This is a genomic window from Streptomyces sp. TG1A-60 (assembly GCF_037201975.1).
In the GTDB taxonomy this organism is placed as follows: domain Bacteria; phylum Actinomycetota; class Actinomycetes; order Streptomycetales; family Streptomycetaceae; genus Streptomyces.
This window is the reverse complement of record NZ_CP147520.1, coordinates 4,164,980-4,186,723: the sequence shown is the minus strand read 5'-3', so window position 1 is coordinate 4,186,723 and position 21,744 is coordinate 4,164,980. Positions and strand designations below refer to the sequence as shown.

General features: G+C 71.3%; 18 protein-coding genes, 1 tRNA gene and 2 pseudogenes. 11 read left to right on the top strand and 10 right to left on the bottom strand.

Annotated elements, in window-relative coordinates; all coding sequences use genetic code 11:
* Nucleotides 1–131: 131 nt before the first annotated feature.
* The 6 genes and pseudogenes from WBG99_RS17945 to WBG99_RS17920 form a co-directional block, all read right to left on the bottom strand.
* Nucleotides 132–335 (bottom strand): annotated as a pseudogene (locus WBG99_RS17945) (IS1380 family transposase); the annotation flags it as partial.
* A gap of 85 nt (nt 336–420) precedes the next feature.
* Nucleotides 421–627, bottom strand: a complete 207-nt coding sequence (locus tag WBG99_RS17940; protein WP_338897269.1) for a hypothetical protein — start codon at nt 625–627, stop codon at nt 421–423.
* Nucleotides 628–904: 277 nt separating this feature from the next.
* Nucleotides 905–1,171: a hypothetical protein gene (locus WBG99_RS17935; protein WP_338897268.1), complete on the bottom strand. Its 267-nt coding sequence runs from the start codon at nt 1,169–1,171 to the stop codon at nt 905–907.
* A 194-nt stretch (nt 1,172–1,365) separates the two neighbouring features.
* Nucleotides 1,366–1,453 (bottom strand) — tRNA-Ser (locus WBG99_RS17930).
* A gap of 257 nt (nt 1,454–1,710) precedes the next feature.
* Entirely contained in the window at nt 1,711–2,556 is an 846-nt protein-coding gene (locus tag WBG99_RS17925; RefSeq protein WP_338900386.1) for a GNAT family N-acetyltransferase, read from the bottom strand.
* Nucleotides 2,557–2,862: 306 nt separating this feature from the next.
* On the bottom strand, nt 2,863–4,683 hold the full coding sequence (locus tag WBG99_RS17920) for a trypsin-like peptidase domain-containing protein (RefSeq protein ID WP_338897267.1): 1,821 nt from the start codon (nt 4,681–4,683) through the stop codon (nt 2,863–2,865).
* Between the two features lie 253 nt (nt 4,684–4,936).
* Here WBG99_RS17920 and WBG99_RS17915 point away from each other — a divergent pair, with 253 nt between their 5' ends.
* From WBG99_RS17915 to WBG99_RS17905, 3 genes are all read left to right on the top strand, one after another.
* Nucleotides 4,937–5,746, top strand: a complete 810-nt coding sequence (locus tag WBG99_RS17915) for a glycerophosphodiester phosphodiesterase (protein ID WP_338897266.1) — start codon at nt 4,937–4,939, stop codon at nt 5,744–5,746.
* 361 nt (nt 5,747–6,107) lie between these two features.
* The gene (locus tag WBG99_RS17910) at nt 6,108–6,737 is read left to right on the top strand and encodes an ATP-binding protein (RefSeq protein ID WP_338897265.1); all 630 of its coding nucleotides are present in this window, start codon (nt 6,108–6,110) and stop codon (nt 6,735–6,737) included.
* 255 nt (nt 6,738–6,992) lie between these two features.
* Complete coding sequence (locus tag WBG99_RS17905; protein WP_338897264.1) at nt 6,993–7,982, top strand: DUF5926 family protein; 990 nt, start codon at nt 6,993–6,995, stop codon at nt 7,980–7,982.
* Nucleotides 7,983–8,236: 254 nt separating this feature from the next.
* Here WBG99_RS17905 and WBG99_RS17900 read toward each other — a convergent pair.
* Both WBG99_RS17900 and WBG99_RS17895 read right to left on the bottom strand, forming a co-directional pair.
* Nucleotides 8,237–8,586, bottom strand: a pseudogene (locus WBG99_RS17900) (hypothetical protein); the annotation flags it as partial.
* A 484-nt stretch (nt 8,587–9,070) separates the two neighbouring features.
* Complete coding sequence (locus WBG99_RS17895) at nt 9,071–9,736, bottom strand: bifunctional DNA primase/polymerase (protein ID WP_338897263.1); 666 nt, start codon at nt 9,734–9,736, stop codon at nt 9,071–9,073.
* 513 nt (nt 9,737–10,249) lie between these two features.
* On the opposite strand from WBG99_RS17895, the gene WBG99_RS17890 reads away from it, so the two are divergent.
* Together WBG99_RS17890 and WBG99_RS17885 are read left to right on the top strand one after the other, a co-directional pair.
* A complete protein-coding gene (locus WBG99_RS17890) occupies nt 10,250–11,782 on the top strand; it encodes a PP2C family protein-serine/threonine phosphatase (protein WP_338900384.1) in 1,533 nt (510 codons plus the stop codon).
* Between the two features lie 249 nt (nt 11,783–12,031).
* The gene (locus WBG99_RS17885; protein WP_338897262.1) at nt 12,032–13,513 is read left to right on the top strand and encodes an aminopeptidase P family protein; all 1,482 of its coding nucleotides are present in this window, start codon (nt 12,032–12,034) and stop codon (nt 13,511–13,513) included.
* Nucleotides 13,514–13,623: 110 nt separating this feature from the next.
* On the opposite strand, the gene WBG99_RS17880 is transcribed toward WBG99_RS17885, so the two are convergent.
* A complete protein-coding gene (locus WBG99_RS17880) occupies nt 13,624–13,770 on the bottom strand; it encodes a hypothetical protein (RefSeq protein ID WP_338897261.1) in 147 nt (48 codons plus the stop codon).
* Between the two features lie 113 nt (nt 13,771–13,883).
* Nucleotides 13,884–14,330: an ATP-binding protein gene (locus WBG99_RS17875; RefSeq protein ID WP_338897260.1), complete on the bottom strand. Its 447-nt coding sequence runs from the start codon at nt 14,328–14,330 to the stop codon at nt 13,884–13,886.
* Nucleotides 14,331–14,784: 454 nt separating this feature from the next.
* On the opposite strand from WBG99_RS17875, the gene WBG99_RS17870 reads away from it, so the two are divergent.
* The 6 genes from WBG99_RS17870 to efeB all read left to right on the top strand — a co-directional run bounded on the left by WBG99_RS17870 (nt 14,785) and on the right by efeB (nt 21,458).
* Nucleotides 14,785–15,579, top strand: coding sequence for a hypothetical protein (locus WBG99_RS17870; protein ID WP_338897259.1), 795 nt, complete (start codon nt 14,785–14,787; stop codon nt 15,577–15,579).
* 106 nt (nt 15,580–15,685) lie between these two features.
* A complete protein-coding gene (locus tag WBG99_RS17865) occupies nt 15,686–16,429 on the top strand; it encodes a YcnI family protein (RefSeq protein WP_338897258.1) in 744 nt (247 codons plus the stop codon).
* Nucleotides 16,430–16,568: 139 nt separating this feature from the next.
* Entirely contained in the window at nt 16,569–17,243 is a 675-nt protein-coding gene (locus WBG99_RS17860; RefSeq protein ID WP_338897257.1) for an SCO family protein, read from the top strand.
* Nucleotides 17,240–17,728: a copper chaperone PCu(A)C gene (locus tag WBG99_RS17855; protein WP_338897256.1), complete on the top strand. Its 489-nt coding sequence runs from the start codon at nt 17,240–17,242 to the stop codon at nt 17,726–17,728. Before WBG99_RS17860 ends, WBG99_RS17855 begins: the two co-directional genes overlap by 4 nt.
* A 14-nt stretch (nt 17,729–17,742) precedes the next feature.
* Nucleotides 17,743–20,001 carry a copper resistance protein CopC gene (locus WBG99_RS17850; RefSeq protein ID WP_338897255.1) on the top strand — a complete coding sequence of 753 codons (2,259 nt, stop codon included), beginning with the start codon at nt 17,743–17,745 and terminating at the stop codon, nt 19,999–20,001.
* Nucleotides 20,002–20,009: 8 nt separating this feature from the next.
* Nucleotides 20,010–21,458, top strand: a complete 1,449-nt coding sequence (gene efeB / locus WBG99_RS17845; RefSeq protein ID WP_338897254.1) for an iron uptake transporter deferrochelatase/peroxidase subunit — start codon at nt 20,010–20,012, stop codon at nt 21,456–21,458.
* Nucleotides 21,459–21,744: the final 286 nt, after the last annotated feature.

The following is a 21,744-nucleotide window of genomic DNA, read 5'->3' as shown; positions in this document are numbered from 1 at the left end:
GCGCGTACGTCCGCCGCTGCTTCGCCGCCAGCCTCCCGGCCAGCTTCCGGGCCGACGCCGATGGCGGCGCACCCCCTGCCGGATGCTTCGCCCTGGCCGGTACCCGGCGGGCCGGCTGCGCCGGGACGGCCCGCGAGGGCCACATCCAGCACTGTCTCGCCCGGATCGTGCACCGCCCGAGCCTTCCGCCACGGCGCCAGTGCCGCTGATATCGCGGAGCCCAAGCCGGACTTGCGGACGGTCTCGACCAGCAGCACGCCCCCTGCCTGGGAGACCACCGCCCGGCCACCGCCCTCGATGCGGACACGCGGGTACGACCCGATACGCTTCTTCACCTGAGAAGTGCTTCCTTCCACGGCACGATCTGGACCCTCGACAAGTCCTATCGTTGCAGGTCAGAAGCACTTCTCGCATTTTCGATCACGCTTCGGACAGCCCACCACGTGAAAGCCCGAGGCTAATGATCTTCGCCAGTCGCTGCGGGGAGCCTTCCTGGCTGTTCAGGCCGGTGATGACATAGACCGTCTCGCGGCTGCGCCTGCCGGTCGTCAGACAGGTGCGATGGCGTACGACCCGGGCGACCTGGGCGGCGTGCGGGAAGTCCAGGCCGTCGACGGTTGCACCCACTGTCCGATCGCTGCGAAGGACCGGGCCCCGGCACATGACCGCGGAGCAGGCCACCAGCAGCACGCTCACGAACCGAACGCCCCCCACCGGGCAAAGCCGGGCCGTGCCTGGGCCGTCCGAGGCCGCTCACCAGTGGCCAACGACGACCAAGGACGACCACCAGGAGCACGGTCCCACCACCCCTGACCAGCAAAAACCCAGCTCACCAAGATGCCCCGACAAGACCCAGGGCAAGAAGACATGTCTTGCCTCGCCATTGAGACTGGCCGACCTGACTTCAAGCAGTGCCGACGGTGGACCACCAGGCCACAAGCTTGTCCGCCAGCTGGTCAACTTCTTGGGGCTGAGGGTCGAGGCCAAAGTGATCTTCCAGCTCAGACCCCAGGAACTCGCCAATCGCTGCCCGCCCGGCTCCAGCGTGCAGACGGGTGAGGAGGGGAGCGATGAGACAGTCGTACTCATCCTGGACGTCATCAGCGACGCCGATCGGATCCCACTCGTTAAGTAGGAAGCGCAGATTGCTGTGCACGTCTACGGGCTGCATGCCCTCATCCTGGTATGGAGTCGGTCCAGCCGGCTGGTCTTCCGCTGCGGGCCGTTCTGCCCACGCTACGGGTCAGTCGGCCGTGCCCCATCCGTGCCCGATCGAGCGGTAAACCACGGGAACGGCGGTCGTTGGCGGGGACCGAACAACAGCACGGCCCCTGACCTAGATGCCTGGTCAGAGGCCGTTTCACCTGGCGGTGGGTGTGGGATTTGAACCCACGGTGACTCGCGCCACGACGGTTTTCAAGACCGTTCCCTTAGGCCGCTCGGGCAACCCACCTTGGCCCCATCCCACCTGGGGCGGAGCGGGTACAGCGTACCGGCCCCTGATTCGCGCTGGGTACACGGTCCACACGGGTCCACTGGCTCCGGTCCGCTGCGTCAGATCGCCGCTCCGGCCAGTGTGCGGCAACGGCCGAGGACGGTCGAACTGTTTCGTGCGGCCCGGGGCGGCCACATCCTGGCCAAGGAACATGAGCAGGCGGGGAAGGCTCCCGACTCCCCGTGCTGACGGAGACCGAGGCGACTGCAGGGTTCCTAACTGGCTTGCGGTGCGGCATACGCGAAGTCGTACACGGCGAAGTCGGTGAGCGGGGTGTACCCGATGCGCTGGTAGAGGGCGTTGCTGGTGGGGTTGGCCGCGTTCGTGTACAGCACGACCTCCTTGGCGCCTGCGGCGAGTGCGGTGCGGGTGACCTCGACCGTCACGGCGCCCGCGTAGCCGCGACCGCGCAGGTGGGCCGGGGTGTAGACGGGGTCCACCCGGACCTGGCCGGCGACCATCGGGTTGACGCCCGCCATGGAGACGGACGTGTCGTCCAGGGTCTCCCAGTAGGTATAGCGCTTCTCGACGAAGCGTGTGCCCGCCCAGGAGCCGGCGTCGATGGAGACGACTTCCCCGACGTCCGCGGCGAACTCACGGCACCAGCGCATGAGGTGCTCATGATCCCGATCGCCCACGAGTCGGCCCCGGCCCGCTGGGGCCGACTCCGGCGGGGAGAGCGTGCCGAGGCGGTACAGGCAGAGCCGAACGCGGAGTGTCGCCGTTGCGCCTGTGGGCCGCTGCCATGCCTCGGCGAAAGCAGCGGCGGTGCTGTCGTCCGCGGTGAAGTAGGGAAGGGAGTAACCGAGGGCAACCAGGTGGGCGGCGAGCGTGTCGGCCTGCTCGGGAGTGAGAGAGGTGACGGTCAGCCCGCGGGACGGGAAGCGGTAGAAGACGGCGTGGACCTCGCCCGCTCGCTCCAGTCGGCCGAAGACGGGGAACTGACCGTCGTGTGCGGCCGTCCCGAGTGTGCGTAGTTTCTCGGTCACTGACAGCGGCGTGGTGTGCAGGGCGGGGCGCGAGCGCAGGAAATCTCCGGCCCGGGTGAGGAAGTCGTCGATGTCTTCGGTGAGGTGCCAGTCGTCCGGTCACATGCTTCATGCTTTCGCATGCTGTAGGAGTGCGTCGCTTGGTTCTCCCCAACGAACTCTCGGCGTAGGACACTCAGCCACGCTCCGGGCCACGGAGAGCCGCTGACCGGCAGTACGCGGTTCCTGTCTCACCGGCCCCTGGTCCAGGCCTGGCCCCACTCAGTGTTCCACTGCGGCGGCTGTCGAGACGTCCTACTGCCTGCAGCCCTGTGCCGGAGCACCTGCGGTTCAGGGGTGCTCCGGCACAGGGGCAAGAGACGCTGTCGGCGTCCCCTGTCAGCTGTCGCCCTCGCGTTCGCCCAGGCTTACTTCCGCCGTGTGGGTCTTGCCGTCGCGGATGTAGGTGAGGGTGACCTTGTCGCCGGGGAGGTGGGTCCAGATCTGGCCGATGAGGGCGGGGCCGCTGTCGATGACGTGGTCGTCGAGCTTGGTGATGACGTCGCCGGGCTTGAGGCCGGCCCTGTCGGCGGGGCCGTTGGGAGTGACGGAGTTCGCGCCACCCTCGCCCGACTCCGTGATCTTGGCGCCGCCTGTGCCCTCTTCGAGGGAGACGGAGGCGCCGATCACCGGGTACACCGGCTCGCCTGTCTTGATCAGCTGCTGGGCCACGTTCTTGGCCTGGTTGATCGGGATGGCGAAGCCGAGGCCGATGGAGCCCGCCTGGCCGGAGCCGAAGCTGCCGTTGCTGGCGGACTGGATGGCCGAGTTGATGCCGATGACGTTGCCCCGGGCGTCGAGGAGGGGGCCGCCGGAGTTGCCCGGGTTGATCGACGCGTCCGTCTGCAACGCGCTCATGTAGGAGGCCTTGCTGCCGGAGGAGCCGTCGCTGGAGGCCACCGGGCGGTTCTTGGCACTGATGATGCCCGTGGTGACCGTGTTGGAGAGGCCGAAGGGCGCGCCGATCGCGATCGTCGAGTCGCCCACGGCCACCTTGTCCGAGTCGCCCAGAGTCAGCGGCTTGAGGTCCGACGGGGCGTTCTTCAGCTTGATGACCGCGACGTCGTAGCCCTGCGCGTGGCCGACGACCTCGGCGTCGTACTTCTTGCCGTTCGGGAAGGTGGCCGTCACCTTGCCGCCGTCGACGGCTTCCGCCACCACGTGGTTGTTGGTGACGATGTGGCCTTCCCTGTCGAACACGAAGCCGGTGCCCGTGCCTCCCTCGCCGCCGCTGCCCGACGCCTCGATGGTGACCGTGCTCGGCAGCGCCGCGGAGGCCACCGCGGCGACCGTACCGGCCGCGCGCTTGACGTCGCCGCCGTTCTGGTTGGCCGAGATGGTCGTGGAGCCGGTGGAGGTGTCGTTGCGGTCGGCCAGGGTGTAGCCGATGCCGCCGCCGACTCCGCCCGCGGCCAGCGCGGCCACGAGGACCGCCGCGATGAGGCCGCCGCGCTTGTTGCCCGTCGGCTTGGGGGCCGGCTGCTGGGTCTGCTGCCACGAGGAGCCCCAGCCTCCGTCGCCAGGACCGCCAGGACCGCCGGGGCCACCGGTGCCGGCGGCGCCTCCGGCCGCGCCGGTTCCCCCGGCCGGTCCGTAGGCGCCAGTGCCGTCCGCGTACCCGCCCGCGTTGCCGTTGTCCGCGTACGACGGGACGGCCGACGGCGCCGGGGGAGGCCAGGCGGCGTCGGGCGCGGAGGATCCACCGACCCCACCGCCCCCGCCTGGTGCCTGTCCATGGTCACCGCCGACCCCCGGGACCTGCCCATGCCCCTGGCCCGCCGCCGCGTAACCAGGCGCACCCGTCGACACCAGCTCCGGATGCGGCTGCTGTGCCGTCGGCTGCTCCGCCTGCTGTGAATACGGTGAATCCGGCGAATGCAGTGGCTGCGACGGCTGCGACTGTGCCGGGGTCGCGGTCTCGGCAGACCGCGGTGCCGTCGGCGGGACCGGTGGAAGCTGGGCCGTCTGCGCGTTCTCCGCGGTGGTTCCGGCCGGGGCCGCCTGAGCGGGGGGCGCGGTCGGGGCCGCCGGGGCGGGGCTCTCCGCCGGTGCCGCGCTCGGCTCGTGCGCCGGGGCCGGCGCGGAGGCAGCGGGAGTTTCCACCGGCACGGGAGGTGCGGACGGGGCCGGGGGTACGGTGCCCTCGTTCTCGGTGCTCACAGCTTTTCTCCTCGATCCACGGCTTCACCTTGTCGGCGGTCGGCTGTTCTTTGTCGCACATCAGGCTGTGCGTGAGTTTGTATGCGGTCAGCTTTTCCCACGAGCCGTCAGGGCACCATAAGCGGTGACTGTGGGTCCGGCTTGATTCTTTATATGGCAATTATCGGGCTATTGGCGCGTACTGTCCGTGTAAAGCCAGGCGTCCACGGTCACCACCCCCACGCGTACCCCGCCAGGGTGGCACCATGACGCGGTGACCCACGCACGACAGCTCCCGATTCAGGTGGTCGCCCACCGCGGGGCCTCCGACGAAGCCCCCGAGCACACCCTGGCCGCATACAAGAAGGCGATCGAGGACGGTGCGGACGCCCTCGAATGCGATGTCCGGCTGACCGCGGACGGCCACCTCGTCTGTGTCCACGACCGGCGCGTCAACCGTACGTCGAACGGCCGGGGCGCGGTCTCCGCCCTGGAGCTCGCCGATCTGGCCGCCCTGGACTTCGGTTCCTGGAAGCACGGCGACGAGGCCCCGGACTGGGAGGTCACCCCTGAGGACCGGGCGGACACCTCCGTCCTCACCCTCGAACGCCTGCTCGAACTCGTCGCCGATGCGGAGCGCCGGGTGGAGCTGGCCATCGAGACCAAGCACCCCACGCGCTGGGCCGGGCAGGTCGAGGAACGGCTGCTGGCTCTGCTGAAGCGGTTCGGCCTGGACGCGCCGGAGTCGGCCACCGAGTCGCCGGTACGGATCATGAGCTTCTCGGCGCGCTCACTGCACCGCGTCCGGGCCGCGTCCCCGACCCTGCCATCCGTCTATCTGATGCAGTTCGTCTCGCCCCGGCTGCGCGACGGACGGCTGCCGACCGGCGTCCGGATCGCGGGCCCCTCGATCCGGATCGTGCGCAACCACCCGGCGTACGTCGAGCGCCTGAAGAAGGCCGGGCACCAGGTGCACGTGTGGACCGTGAACGAGCCGCAGGACGTCGACCTCTGCGTCGGCCTGGGCGTCGACGCCATCATCACCAACCGCCCCCGCGCGGTTCTCCACCAACTCGGCCGCTGACGGCACCACCGGACACCCCTCGGCCCCTGACCGCACCAAAGGGACACACCGAGACCGAGAGCGAGCCGACGGCGACGGCGATCGCGACAGCGATCGCACCGGCTTCGACAACTTCGAACACACCGACCCCGACAACTCCGCACACGACTGTGCCGCGGCAGCTCCGAACACGCCGCTGTTCACACCTGCGACCACACCGCCACGCCCGGTCGCCGCACCCGGAGCGGCCCTTGACGAGGTAAGAATTCCGCCAAGTCGGCCGATCTACGCCTGAGGGCAAATCAATATATCAAGGGCGAAATTCAGCCGATCGATCACGGTTAGTGCACCGGCGCGTTCGGTACGTGTTCGATCGCAGGGAGTGCGCCAGAGCACATGTGTGGGCCGGTTTCCAGTCCAGCCCAAAGGGGCATTCACACCGTGGCGTGGGGCGAAGGAGGTCTCGGGGGTGGCGTTGGTGGTGGCACAGGAGGTGCCCACGTCGTCGAGCATGGCCGTACCCCATGGCCCTGCGGGCGTGGGGGAAGCGAGGCACCGGATGCGCGATCAGTTGCGCGACGGTGGTGTGTCGGAATCGGTCATCGACGACGCCCTACTGATCCTTTCCGAACTGCTCAGCAATGCCTGCAAACACGGCAGGCCGCTTGGCGACGCGCTGGCCGGTGACGGTGATGTGCGCTGTGCCTGGCGCGTGGACCTCTCGGGGCGGCTCACGGTCGAGGTGACGGACGGCGGTGGTCCGACCCGCCCTGCGCCGTCCACGCCCTCGGTCACCGCACACGGTGGCCGCGGGCTGAGCATCGTCACGGCACTGGCCGACGACTGGGGCGTGCGCGACGACGCCCGCGGCGAGGTCACGGTGTGGGTCGTCGTCCAGGACGACGTCTACCGTGCCCACCGACGGGACGACTTCGCGACCCGCGTCGTCGCCCCGTCGGTCCCCACCCTCCCCGATCTGGACTTCACGGACGCCTTCGAGGACATGGACTGACCGGTCGGCACCCGAGCCCGGCGGCACAAGGGCTCACCGGCACACCGGCACCATGGCTCACCGACCGGCAGCCCAGCGGCCAGGCGGCCAGGCGGCCAGGCGGCCAGGCGGCCAGGCGGCCAGGCGTGAACAACCTGGCCTGAACCACCGGTTCCGGGACGACTCGGTGCGTTGTCCACAGGGTCCCGTCGGGCGTCGTACGAGCGGCTAGGCTCGCGCCAGTACGAGACGAGCCGTGATCGGGAGACACCCACGATGGCCAAGAAGCGACCCCACACGAAGGCCAAGCGCCCGCAGGGCACCGGCGGAGGCGGCGCCGCAGGCGCTGATGGGCAGGTTCCGGTTGTCGGCGCGCGCGAGCAATGCCCCTGCGGCAGCGGGCGCCGCTACAAGGCCTGTCACGGCCGGGCCGCCGCCCAGGCGGTGACCGAGCTGGTGCAGCGCCCCTTCGAGGGACTGCCGGGCGAGTGCGACTGGATCGCGCTGCGCGAGCTGGTCCCCGCCGCAACCGTCGAGCTCAAGCTGAAGGACGCGCTCCCCGAGGGCGTCCCGTCGGTCACGCTCGCCACCGTCCTGCCGATGGCCTGGCCCGCACTGCGCCGCGACGACGGCTCAGTGCTGATCGGCCTGCAGAACGACACGGCGTCGGGCGACATCAGCCGCGACCTCGCCGACACCCTCCAGCGCGCCCTCGTCGCCGACCCGGGCACTCCGGTTCAGGGCCGGCGCGCCCCGGCCGACGTCCCCCGGCTGCAGGATCTGCTCGACCCCGAAGGTGAGTTCGAGCCAGTTGTGCACTCGGGCTTCGAGTTCTGGGTCCCGGACACGGAGAACGTGACTCCGGAGGTGACCGCCTCCCTGGAGCGGGCCAACTCCGCGGCCATCCCGACGGTGAAGCTCGCGGGCGTCGACGCGGCGTACTGGTGCGAGACCCCGGAGAAGAACCACCTGCGCTGGGTCATGCCGCACGCCGAGGAGCGGCTTCTGGACGCTCTCGCGCGGCTGCACGCGGCGGGGCGCTCCAGCCTCGGCGAGGGCACCCGGCTGGTGGGCTCCTTCCGTGCTCACGGCCTCGCGGTGCCGGTCTGGGATCTCCCCGGCGGGGTCGGCGCGGACGATGTCGAGAAGCCGGCGACCGAGTTCGCCGAGCGGCTCGCCGCCGCCCTGGCCGACGAGTCCCCGCTCACCGCGGACGAGCGCCGGGCACGCGGCGGACTCACCAACCGGCAGGTCACGCTGAGCTGACCCGCGGTCGCGGGCTGACCGGGCGGCCAGCTGATCGAGTGCGTTCGACGTATGGTGACTCCTGTCACAACTCCCCTACGTGACAGGCGAATTCGTGTCCGAATAGCCGAGATCGAATTTGCGAAGCGCCGATCTCTTGTTACGGTTCCATCAGCCCGGTTGCTGGTGCATCCCCCGTCGCCAGCAACCGGGTCTTCTCATGCCCGGGTTCCGGTCCCCTTCGCTGGACGGAACCCTCCTCTCCGTCAACGCCCTTACGGCCGGGCGGAGTTGCTCCACGAGCGCAGAAGCAGCGGCCCGGTGCCGTCAGGCGCCGCGAACTCCGCCACCGCCGTGTACGCCCCCGTCCCGCCCCGCGTACGCCCCCTGGGCGTCTCGCACACCCCGGCTCGCCCCGCGGGCCCGAGGCGCAGTGCGTGCGTACGGTGCGTCCGCCGGGCGCCATCATGCCGAGGACCGAACCGAGCTCCCGCCCGGCGGTGTTGCGGTAGTACGTGCGCGCCCAGGTCTCCTCACCCTGCGTGAGGACACACGTCTGCGCCTCGATGCCGTCGGGGGAGGCGAGCTCGGGGCCGCAGCGGGTGGCGGTGGCGGGTCCGAGGCCGGGCCCGGGGCGCGACGAACGCGCGGCGTCGTCCGCCGCGTCGGCACCGTCCGCTGTCTGCGCGTCCGCCCCGCCCGCCTTCGGGTCGACGCGCCCGGAAGCCTTCTCGGCGTCCTCGCCGGCCTCGTCGGCCCTGCCCGCGCGCCCGACCTGCCCGCCGCCGAGCCCGGCGACCTCACCGGCGCCGCCCGGCGGCACGGTCGCGTTCGGAGGTGAGGGCGCGTTCGGACGGACGGACGTCGCCGAGCGGGTCGGTGGAGGCGGCGAGCGGCAGGCCCGGCGCGACGGCCACCGCTGCGCCAGTCCCGCCAGCCGGAGCCGACGCTGATCCGGCCCGCCGCGCTCCGGCCCGGGTGCTCGATGGCTCCGGGACGGGGGAGCGCTGTGGCGGCCACCCGGCGACGGTGTGCCGTCCCCGGGAAGACGCATGTCCGAAAGGTAACGACCGACCGGGCCCGCCCGGCCCCACGCGCGCCGGGCGGGCTCAGAACTCGGGCGCGCTCACACCCGTACGAGTGAGGGCGTCGACGACCGCGTCCACGACCGCCTCGACGCCGGGCACCCAGGGCGCGGCCGAACCGGGAAGCGGCGCCCGCTCCCAGCGGATCGCGCCGTGTCCGGTCTCGGAGGGGGGCAGTGCCAGATAGCCGCCCTCGCCGTGGAAGCGCAGGGAGCCGGGCACGAAATCCTTGGCGTAGAGCAGCTCGCCCAACTGCTCCATGGAGTACGGCGCGACGAGGATCGCCCAGCGGTGCGGGGCGGCCACGACGGGGCCGAGGCGCATGCCGGTGCGGTCGAGCGCGGCGAGGGCCCGGGAGGCCGCCAGGGCCGGCAGGCTCACCGCGCAGGGGGCGCCGCCTCCGGTGGCCAGCACGATCGGCGCGGTCGGCCGGTTGGTCCACCACCAGCGGACCATGCGCTCGTCCGTGGTGGCGGCGAGCAGACCGGGGTCGAAGGGGTGAGCGCCGGGCACCACGCACTCCGGGTCCGGGCAGCCGCAGCGGGCACACCCCTGCGGGTCCGGCGCCACGCCCGGGAGTACGGGCCACTGCCATTGCGTCGCGAACGTCAGGGCCTGGTCGAGCAGCTCCGGCCTCCCGCCGTTGCGCTTGGACAGGAGCCTGCGTCGCCTTCCGGGAATCTCGCGCATGAGCGCTCGTCCTTTCCGTTGCACGCATGGCAACACCGTGGGTCACATCACAACATGTGTCGTTCACTTCACTGTGCGTACCTGATGGCGCATCACACCCCTGTCGCGGACAAGGGGAACCCCGGTGGGCAGAGCTCGGTTACGTCCGCGTCCATCGCTTGCGTCGACTTGCGTCTGCCAAAAGCATGGGCATGGCGTAAGGGTGGCGGCGCCTGGCGTTTTGCCGTCTCGCATGTGCTCGCCGCCTCCGCCACGGGAGGATGGGGCTCGGTCGTCGGTGGATAGGACGCCCGGTTCGGTCGCCAGGTTCCGGGCGGCTCCCGCCGCCCCTGGTCTTCACCGGGTACGTACCCATCACGACCGCTGTGACGCTCTGTTGAACAAGGCCAGTCGACCTCAATACACCGTTCACCACAACATTTTTAAGCCAATTTTACCTTTTCCCGAGGAGTGGACAAGAAGACCACGAACGCCCACCGGCACCTCACGGACACCAGATATCCCGGCAGGACAATGCTGGACATCTCCTCACGAGTGCGTGTACATGTGGAGACACTGCTAGCGGCGCAGAATGACATGGGGGTTTGCGATGCTTTTGAGCAATACGCACCGGTCGGAAAGCCGGACACCATGAACGCCCCTCACCCTCCGAAAGTGGCCGGAATCGATTCCACGGTTCCCTCCCCCGCACACACTGTCGCGCCCGCGCCTGCCACCTCCGGCACCCCATCGGCCACTTCCGCCACGCCCGTCACAGAACCGCGCACCGCCCCCGGGGCCGTTCTGCAGGACAGACTCGCGGGCTGGGTCTCGGACCTCACGACGCTGCACGAACTCACCGAACGTCTGGCCCGCACGGGCTCGCTCGACAGCGCCCTGAAGGAAGCCGTGCACGCCGGAGCCGCCCTCGTCGGCGCCCGCCGCGGACTCGTCGTCCTGGAACCGGGCGACGGCCTCGGCCCGGAAACCACCGTCGGCCTCGGCCTCGGCCGCGCCGACCTGGGGCACATCGAGACGGTGCCGCGCAGTTCCCTGCCGTACGGCCGCATCCTCGACGGGCTGCCGGGCGGTGACGGCGAGCTCGCCCAGCCCGACCTGTTCGCCGAGGACGGACTCGACCCCCGCCACCGCGAGGTGGCCGCCCGGCTGGGCTACGCGGCGAGTTACGCGCTCCCGCTGTCCACGGAGGCCGCCGGCCGGCTCGGCGCCGCCGTATGGCTGTACGACGAACCCGCGGAACCGGTCGAGCGGCAGCGGCATCTCGTCGGGCTGTACACGCGGTACGCCGCCGAGCACCTCGCGCGACTCGTCGAGGTCGAGCGCACGCGCACGTGCATGGCGACGATCGCCGAGGAACTGCTCCCCTCCCGGCTGCCCCGGGTCGCCGGCGTCCAGCTCGCCGCCCGGCACCGCACCGGACCGCGAGGCGGCGGCGACTGGTACGACGCGCTGCCGCTGCCGGACGCCGCGCTCGGCCTCGCGGTCGGGTCGGTGACCGGGTCCGGGCCCAGCGCGATCGCCGCGATGGGCCGGCTGCGGGCCTCGCTGCGCGCGTACGCCGTGATGGAGGGCGAGGACCCCGTCGCCGTCCTCTCCGACCTGGAACTGCTGATGCGCCTCACCGAACCCGCCCGCTCCGCCACCGCTCTCTTCGCCTACGTGGAACCCGCGCTGCGCAGGATCACGCTGGCCGGGGCCGGGCACAGCCCGCCTCTGGTGATCGGCGATCGGCGCATCGAGTACGTGGAGACGTCCCTGTCGGCGCCGCTCGGCATGCTCGCCTGCTGGGAGGCGCCCGGCGTGGAGCTGGCCGCCCTGCCAGGAGAAACCGTTTTGCTGTACACCGACGGCCTCCTCCAGCGCACCGGCGAGAGCGTCGACCGCTCCTTCGCCCGCCTCCACGCGGCAGCGGCCGGCGTCCCCCGGGCCCTGCGTACCGACCCCGGCGCCATCGCCGACCACGTCCTGCGCACCGTCCTGCCCGACGGGCTTGACGAGGCCGGTGGCACCGAGGACGTGGTGCTGCTGGCGGCGCGGTTCGAGTAGGCCGCCCACGGCGGACGCGGCCGGCCTGCTCCCGTCCCGGCCCGCACGGCTCCCGCGTGCTCGCAGGGAGTTCTCCACGGCTGCTTCCTGGTTGCTCTACGGCTGCTCCATAACTGCTTCTCAGCTGCTTCGCGGCTTGCTTGCCGTGAGGGTGTGGTGACCGGTGGTGAGGAGCCGTTCGTGCCCTGGGCGCTCCGCGGTGCGACCGTACGATGGAGGGGGTCCAGTGCCGTACCTAGGAGGATGACCGTGGCGGACGAGCTCGAACCGGCGACCCCGGAGACCGAGACCACCGAAGCCGAGGAACCGATCAAGCAGCGGAAGAACGGGCTGTATCCGGACGTGTCCGACGAGCTGGCCGAGAACATGAAGTCGGGCTGGGCCGACACCGAGCTGCACGGCCTGGAGCCGATCGCCCAGGCCGCCGAGACCGCCACCCGCCGCGCCGCGCTCTCCGCACGCTTCCCGGGCGAGCGCCTGGTCATCCCCTCGGGCAACCTGAAAACCCGCTCGAACGACACCGAGTACCCCTTCCGGGCGTCGGTCGAGTACGCGTACCTCACCGGCAACCAGACCGAGGACGGCGTACTGGTCCTGGAGCCCACGGGCGGTGAGGGGCACGAGGCGACGATCTACCTCCTGCCGCGCTCCGACCGGGAGAACGGCGAGTTCTGGCTGTCCGGCCACGGCGAGCTGTGGGTCGGGCGCCGGCACTCGCTGACGGAGTCGGCGCAGCTGTACGGGATCCCCGCCGCCGACGTGCGCGAACTCGCCGACTTCCTGCGCGAGGCCACCGGCCCGGTCCGGGTCGTCCGCGGGTACGACGCCGGCATCGAGGCGGCGCTCACCGACAAGGTCACCGCCGAGCGCGACGAGGAGCTGCGGGTCTTCCTCTCCGAGGCGCGGCTGGTCAAGGACGGGTTCGAGATCGGCGAACTGCAGAAGGCGGTCGACTCGACCGTGCGCGGCTTCGAGGACGTCGTCCGCGTGCTGGACAAGGCCGAGGCGACCTCCGAGCGCTACATCGAGGGCACGTTCTTCCTCCGCGCGCGCGTGGAGGGCAACGATGTCGGCTACGGCTCCATCTGCGCCGCCGGCCCGCACGCCTGCACCCTGCACTGGGTCCGCAACGACGGCCCGGTCCGCGCCGGTGACCTCCTCCTGCTGGACGCGGGCGTCGAGACGCACACGTACTACACCGCCGACGTCACGCGCACGTTGCCGGTCAGCGGCACGTACAGCGAGATCCAGAGGAAGATCTACGACGCCGTGTACGACGCCCAGGAGGCCGGTATCGACGCCGTGCGGCCGGGCGGCAAGTACCGGGACTTCCACGACGCCGCGCAGCGCGTGCTGGCCGAGCGGCTGGTGGAGTGGGGGCTGGTGGAGGGGCCGGTGGAGCGGGTCCTGGAGTTGGGCCTTCAGCGCCGGTGGACGCTGCACGGCACCGGGCACATGCTCGGCATGGACGTCCACGACTGCGCTGCGGCACGCGTGGAGTCGTATGTGGCCGGGACGCTGGAGCCGGGGATGGTTCTGACGGTCGAGCCCGGCCTCTACTTCCAGTCGGACGACCTCACCGTGCCCGAGGAGTACCGGGGCATCGGCATCCGTATCGAGGACGACATCCTGGTGACGGAGGACGGCAACCGGAACCTCAGCGCCGGGCTGCCGCGCCGGTCCGACGAGGTCGAGCTGTGGATGGCGTCCCTCAGGGGGCCGCGGGCCTGAGGAAGTCGTTCGGCCGCGGGAAGTCCGTGGCCGGCCGCGCGGGGAACCGCGCGATCAACCGCAACGAACGCGCACCCGCCGACACACACCCCGACCTCCGAGTTCTCAGCTCAGAGCCTGTCGGGTGACCTCCGGTCGCGGCGGATCCAGGCCCACGCGGCGGTCAGCGAGGCCTGCCACGCGTCGGCCTCGCCCTCGGTGAGCCGGGGGTGCGCCGGATGGCCGTGGCAGTCCCGCCAGGCGTCCTGCTCCGGCAACGCGGCGAGCGTGCGTGCCAGGGTTCGGGCGCCAGACCGGAGGCCCTGAGGGATCCGGACCTGAGGGATCCGGACCCAGGGGATCCCGTGCGGAATCCGAGGAAGCGGGGCGGCTACACCGCCACCAGCGGCGCGCCCTCGCGCCACTTGAGGATCTTGTCGAAGCTGACGATCGCGCCGCCGCGGCCCGGATTGTTGCCGATGTGGACGTGGTCGGCGAGTTCACGGATGAGGCAGAGGCCGCGGCCGTCCTCGGAGTCGGAGTGCGCCGGGCGGACCGGCTGGCGGTGCGGGAAGCCGGGGCCGGAGTCGGCGACCTCGATGCGGCACTTCTCGCCGTCGAGGTAGGCGGTGACCCGGTACGCCTCCGAGGAGCCGCCCGCCGAGACGGCGCCTCCGTGCTCGACCGCGTTGGCACAGGCCTCGCTGAGAGCGACCGAGAGATCGTAGGAGATGTCCGGGTCGACACCCGCCGTCTCCATCGTGCCCATCAGCAGTCGCCGGGCGAGCGGCACGCTCGCAGCCTCGCGCCGCAGATGGAGTGACCACCAGATGCTCATGCTCCAGCCTCCAGGCCGCGGCTCGACATACCGTTACGTATTGCCGCCGAGTGCCGTACGCAATCGCCCGGAAGCCGTCTCTCCGCCCATACGGCGGATGCGCCCACCCCGCAATCCGTGTATGCGAACCAAACCCTCTAGAATCACCCACAACTCCACCATCTCCGGTCCACATCTTTTGCGGACCCGGGGAACGGCGACCTTCCGGGGTGCGAGGGGCTGCGTTCTTCGGGGCACGGGGGCTGCGCCCCCCGGGGGGCGCGGGAAGCCGCGTCTTTGAGGGGCGCGGGGAAGTGCGCGACAAGCCCCCACGACCCGCACCCGCCCCACGCATCTCACCCCCCACCCCCTTCGCGCCCAACCCCCATCTGAACACCGGCCCTCGTCCCGCCGTACCTCCCGACATGAACCCGCCCAACCCAGCGGAGCGCCCCGGTGGGATGATGAGCCCGCCATGAAAGCCCCCCACCCGCGCCGGTCGCGCGCCGGAGCTGATCTCCGGGTTCTGCGGGCCGCGGTGTTCGCCGCGGTCTGCGTCGTGCTGGCCGGGGCCGGGCACGCGGTCGCCTCGTGCGCGACCATCCCGCTGTGGAGCCTGGGCGCCGGGTTCGCCGGTGTCTTCGCCGTCGCGGTCGCCCTGGCCGGACGGGAGCACTCGCTGCCGGGCATCGCGGCCACGCTGGCGGTGGGCCAGACCGTGCTGCACACCCTCTTCGGGCTGGGCCAGCACGGGACGACGGCCGCGTCACGCACCACCGAGGCCCTGGACGCGACCCTCGTCGCACAGGCCGCCCGGTTCGTGTGCGGTACGAGCGCGGCGGCCCTGAGCCCCGCGCAGGCCCGGCGGATCCTCATGGACTCCGGGGTCGGCCTGCCCACCACGCACCACCCGGCGGACGCCATGACGACCGCGGCGGACTCCTCCGCCGCACTCCTGCCGTCGCTGCCCATGCTGCTCGGCCACGTACTCGCGGCCGTCGCCACCGGGTGGGCACTCCGCCACGGCGACCTGGCGCTGCTGCGCCTCGTCCGGCTGTCCGCCCAGGAACCGGTCGTACGCTCCCTGCGCGGGGCGCTCGCGCTGGCGCGGGTCCTGCGGTCCGGCCTCCCGAGTGCGCCGCAGCCCGTGCCGGGCGCCGTGCGCGCCGTGTACGCGGCGCCCGCGACCCTGCGGACGGCCGCGCTCCAGCACACGCTCATCCGGCGCGGCCCCCCGCCCGCCACGCCCGCCTTCGCCCTCGCCGCCTGACACGACGCGCGCACCCACTCCACGCACATCCGGAGGAGGGACGCCGTCGTAAGGCGCCGTCCCTCCTCCTGTCATCCACCTCACTCACCGTGGAGTGTCACCAGTCATGAAGGTTTCTCGTGTCGCCGCCGTCGGCGCCCTCGCCGGTTCGGCCGTCTTCATCCTGTCCGGCCCCGCTTTCGCGCACGTCAGCGTGGCGGCCGAGGGTACGGCGGCCAAGGGCGGGTACGCGACCGTCAACTTCAAGGTGCCCAACGAGCGCGACGACGCCACGACCACCAAGCTCGAAGTGAACTTCCCGACCGACCACCCGCTCGCCTCGGCGCAGCCGGAGGCCGTGCCCGGTTGGAAGATCCAGGTGACCAGGTCCAAGCTCGACAAGCCGGTCGACCTGCACGGCGAGCAGATCGACGAGGCCGTCTCCAAGATCACCTGGACCGCCACCGGCGACGGCGTCGCGACGGGCTTCTTCCAGAAGTTCCCGGTCTCCATCGGCCAGCTCCCCGAGAACACCGACGAACTGGTCTTCAAGGCCCTCCAGACGTACTCCAACAAGGAGGTCGTCCGCTGGATCGAGGTCCCGAAGGAGGGCGAGGAGGACCCCGACCACCCGGCGCCCGTGCTCGCGCTGTCCGCCGCGTCCGACGACCACCACGGCTCGTCGTCCGACACGGCCTCCGCCGAGGAACCGGCGGACGCCGAGGACGCCGAGGCCGCGTCGAACGAGACCGCCGCCCCCGCCGACTCCAGTGACACCACCGCCCGCGTGCTCGGCGTCGCCGGCATCGTCATCGGCGTCGCGGGCGTGGCGTACGGCGTCCTCGCAGGCCGTCAGCGCACGAACGCCTGAGGCCCCGGCCTCCGGCTTCCCGCCTCCCTCCTCTCGGCGCGCACGGGCCGTACGGACGGCAGTCCCCGTACGTACACCGCTGTCTGCGACGGCGTACGCCCCGTGCGCGCCGGGGTCCGAACATCTGGGACATTTCTCTATGCGCACGAACACGAAGAAGAAGACGTTCGCGGCCGGCGCCCTCCTCGCCGCCGCCGCTCTCACCCTCTCCGCCTGCGGCACGGGCGACGGCTCCACGACGTCGGTCGCCGAGGTCTCCGACACCGGTCCGCGGAAGGCCGCCACGGTCCTCGACCGGCCGTTCACCAAACCGGACCTGGTCCTCACCGACACGAACGGCACGTCGTACGACCTCCGCAAGGAGACCGACGGCAAGCCGACATTGATCTACTTCGGCTACACCAACTGCCCCGACGTCTGCCCGCTGACCATGAACAACCTCGCGGTCGCGAAGAAGGAGGTGTCGAAGAAGCTGCCGAAGGCGGAGATGGCGAACCTGCGCCTGGTCTTCGTCACCACCGACCCGGAGCGGGACACCCCGGCGGAGCTCGGCAAGTGGCTCAAGGGCATCGACTCCGAGATCGTCGGCCTGACCGGCGACTTCGACGAGATCCAGTCCGGCGCCCGTACCCTCGGCATCTCCATCAGCCCGCCGACCAAGGACAAGAACGGCAAGACCGTCTCCGAGCACGGCACCCAGGTCATCGCGTTCTCACCGAAGACCGACGGGGGCTATGTGCTGTACGGCGAGGGCGCGACCGTGCAGGACTACGAGAAGGACCTGCCGAAGCTGCTCAAGGGCGAGAAGCCGTGAGGCGCCGACTCGCCGGACCTGCCCTGGTCACCGCCACCGCCACCGCCCTCGTCGTCACCGGGTGCGGTTCGTCGGGTTCCTCTGACTCCTCTGGTTCCTCTTCCGCCTCCGACGCCAAGCTGTCCGTGAGGGCCGCCTATATGCCGCAGCCCGTCTCGGACTCCATGGCCGCCGGTTTCCTCGTCCTCGCCAACGACGGCACTACGGCGGACGAACTGACCTCCGTCACCAGCGACATCGCCCAGGACGTCACCGTCCACGAGACGACCGGGCAGTCCATGCAGGAGGTCGCGGCCCTGAAGATCCCGGCCGGCGGCGAACTCGTGCTCAAGAGCGGCGGAGACCACCTGATGTTCGAGAACCTGAAGCGCAAGCCGAAGGAAGGCGAGACGGTGTCCCTGCGGTTGAACTTCACCAAGTCCGGGGCCATCACGGTCGAGATGCCCGTGAGGTCGGCGACGTACCAGCCGACCAGCGGGCACTGAGGGAGGTAGCTCCGTTGAGCCGGTTGAGGCCCTTGCTGTTGCTGTTGTTCGCCACCGTCGGAGCGCTGCTCGCCGGTGCCGTGCCCGTCTCCGCGCACGCCGCGCTGACGGGCAGCGACCCGCAGCAGGGGTCGGTGGTCCAGGAGGCACCGGCCCAGGTGTCGCTCACCTTCTCCGAGAAGGTCGCGCTGTCCGACCACTCGGTGCGGGTGTACGACCCCAAGGGCAAGCAGGCGGACACCGGCGACGTCACCGATCTGGGCGGCAACAGCTACGGGGTGGAGCTGCACTCGGGCCTGCCCGACGGCACGTTCACCGTCACCTACCAGGTCGTCTCGGCCGACAGCCACCCCGTCTCCGGCGCCTTCACCTTCTCCGTGGGGGCGCCCTCCAAGACGACGGTCGTACCCGAGCAGGAGGCCGGTGGCGGGATCGTCGGCGGCCTCTACGGGTTCGCACGCTATCTCTCGTACGCCGGTTTCATCCTGCTGGTCGGCGGCGCGGCCTTCGTGCTGGCCTGCTGGCAGCGCGGTGCCGGGGTACGGCCCGTGCAGCGGCTCGTGGTCTCCGGCTGGCTCACGCTGACCACCGCCACCCTCTCGATGCTGCTCATACGGGGCTCCTACGCCGGCTCCGGCGAGCTCGGCGACGTCTTCGACCTGGACCTCCTCAGCCAGGTCCTCCAGACGAAGACGGGCGCGGCCCTGGTCTCCCGGCTCCTGCTGCTCGCCGCGGCGGCCCTGTTCATCGCGGTGCTGTTCGGGGCGTTCGCCCGGCGGGACGAGGAGATCGAGGGCGAGGAGGCCCGGGAGGCCGACGGGCCGCTCGCCAAGACCGGCGTGTCGAGCGAGGCCGGCAAGACCGGTGCCGGCACCGGCATCGCCGAGGGGCCGGGGTGCGCTGAGGATTCGGCGGCCTCGGCGGCCTCGGCGGATGATGAGGGGCCTGAGGACGCCGAGGGGTCTGAGGACGCCGCCGACGACGAGTCCCTCCGGCGGGACCTCACCTTCGGGCTCGCCGTCGGCGGGAGCGTGGTCTCCGCCGGTCTCGCCGCGAGCTGGGCAATGGCCGAGCACGCCTCGACCGGCATCCAGACAGGCATCTCGATGCCCCTGGACGTCCTGCACCTGCTGGCGGTCGCCGCCTGGCTGGGGGGCCTGGCGACCCTGCTCGTGGCCCTGTTCCGGGCGCCCGTCGAGGCGCAGATCGAGACCGAGGCCGTACGTCGGTTCTCGCGGGTCGCCTTCGGCAGCGTCCTCGTGCTGACCGGGACCGGGATCTACCAGTCGTGGCGTCAGGTCGGCACCTGGTCGGCGCTGACCGGCACGTCGTACGGGCAACTGCTGCTCGTGAAGATCGGCCTGATCGCCGTACTCGTCGGGATCGCGTGGATCTCGCGCCGGTGGACCGCGCGGCTGGCGGAGGCGCCGACGGCGGCGGAGGCGGAAGCCGCGGTGAAGACGGAAGCCGCGGTGAAGACGGAAGCCGCGGTGAAGACGGAAGCCGCGGTGAAGACGGAAGCCGCGGTGAAGACGGAAGCCGTGCCGGAGAAGGAGCCGGCGGCCGTGCGCGCCGGTGGCGGTGGTTCCGAACGCACGGCGGACGGGGAGTCCGGTGGTGGTGCCGAAGGCACAGCCGGTGGGGAGTCCGGCAGCGGTTCCGAACGCACGGCGGACCGGGAGTCCGTTGGTGGTGCCGAGCGGGTCGCCCAGCTCGCGCGGCAGCGGGCGGCGATGGCGAACGCGCGTGAGAAGCGGATGCGGAACGCCGATCCGGGACGTACGGGTCTGCGTCGGTCGGTGCTGGCGGAGGCGGGCGTCGCCGTCGTACTCCTCGCCGTCACGACGGCGCTGACGGCCACCGAACCGGGGCGCACGGTGGAGGAGGCCAAGGCGGCCAACGCGGCCCTGGCGCAGGAGGCCGAGCAGAGCGGGGCGCTGGCGCTCGACATCTCGTTCGACACGGGAGGCGAGGACGGCAAGGGGGTGGCCCGGTTGGAGATCGACCCCGCGCGTGTGGGCGGCAACGAGTTGCACCTCTACGTCCAGCGGCCCGACGGCAAGCCCTTCGACATCCCCGAGGTGAAGGTCGCCTTCACCCTGGAGGCCAAGAAGATCGGCCCCCTGCCCGTGATCCCCGACCGCATCACCGCCGGCCACTGGACGGCGGACGGCGTGCAGATCCCCATGGCGGGCGACTGGAAGACCGAGATCACCGTACGGACATCCGACATCGATCAGGTGACCGTCAGCAAGAACGCGAAGATCGGCTGAAACACACCATGGCTGACCAGTCCACGACTGTCCCTTCCGACGGGAACGACACCACGGGGGACAGTGCTGTCGACACAGGCTCCACCCTCCGTGGGGCACGGGGAACCGCGCGAGCGACCACGAACGACTCGTCGCCGCCGTCCGGCAGTGCGGAGCCAGGGCGGGAGAGCGACCCCTCACCCGGGAACCTGGCGAACGGAACGATCTCCCGGCGCCGTCTGCTCGGCACCGCCGGCGCGACCGGCCTCGCGCTGGGCGCGGCAGGCGGCGCCGCCGGATACGCGGCGGCGTCCTCTTCCCCGTCCTCCTCGGCGGGGCGGGCCGCGCCGCTGTCCTCCCTCGGCGCGGGGGAGGTGATGTTTCACGGGAAACATCAACCGGGGATCACCACCCCCCTCCAGGCCCGCGGCCACCTTCTCGCGTTCGACCTGGCGGCCGGGGCGGGGCGCAAGGAGGCGACGGCCCTGCTGCGCCGCTGGTCGGAGACGGCCCGGCGGCTGATGGCGGGCGAGGCCGCGGCCCAGGACGACACGGATATCGCCCGGGACGCGGGACCGTCGTCCCTGACGGTCACCTTCGGCTTCGGGCACAGCTTCTTCACCCGTACCCAACTGGAGAAGCAGCGCCCGGACTCCCTGGACCCGCTGCCCGACTTCTCCTCCGACCAGCTCGACAGGGCGCGCAGCAACGGCGACCTGTGGGTGCAGATCGGGGCCGACGACGCGCTCGTCGCCTTCCACGCCCTGCGCGCGATCCAGAAGGACGCGGGCAGCGCGGCCCGGGTGCGCTGGCAGATGAACGGGTTCAACCGTTCGCCGGGCGCCACCGCCCACCCCATGACGGCACGGAACCTGATGGGGCAGATCGACGGCACGCGCAACCCCAAACCGGCCGAGCCCGACTTCGACGAGCGGATCTTCGTGCCCGCGTCCGCCTCACCCGACACCTCCGGCGACCCCGCGTGGATGGCGAACGGCTCCTATGCCGTCGTACGCCGCATCCGCATGCTCCTCGACGACTGGGAGCGGCTCTCGGTCAAGGAGCAGCAGGACGTCATCGGGCGCCGGAAGTCCGACGGGGCGCCGCTGAGCGGGGGGACGAAGGCGACCGAGACGACCGCGATGGACCTGGAGAAGACCGACGCCCAGGGCAATCTCCTCGTCCCGATCAACGCGCACGCCCGTATCACCCGGCCCGATCAGAACGGCGGCGCGGCCATGCTCCGCCGCCCCTTCTCCTTCCACGACGGCATCGACGCGAAGGGCGTCCCCGACGCGGGCCTCCTCTTCGTCTGCTGGCAGGCCGACCCCCTCCGCGGCTTCGTCACCGTCCAGCGCAAACTCGACCGAGGCGACGCCCTCTCCCAGTACATCCGCCACGAGTCGAGCGCCCTCTTCGCGGTGCCGGGGGGCGCGACGGAGGGCGGGTACGTGGGGGAGGCGTTGCTGGAGGGCTGACCCTGGGCAAACCGGCGAACCAACAACCCCCGCCCCGGCTACGGCCGCCCCCTCCCCGGCCCTCGCCCCCTTCCACCGCCCCGACGCCGTTCCCACCACCGTCGCGGGCCTCACCGCCCCGACGGCCACCGCCGTACTCGCCGCGCTTCGGTGCCCTTGCCACAGCAGTCGCTCCTCGCCGCCATCCGCCGTCTTCACTGCTTCTCCGTCCTACCCGCCCCGCTGCCCCCGCCGCGTCGCGGCCTCGCCGGGCTTGCCCACCCCCGCTGCCCGCCGCCCTTGCTTT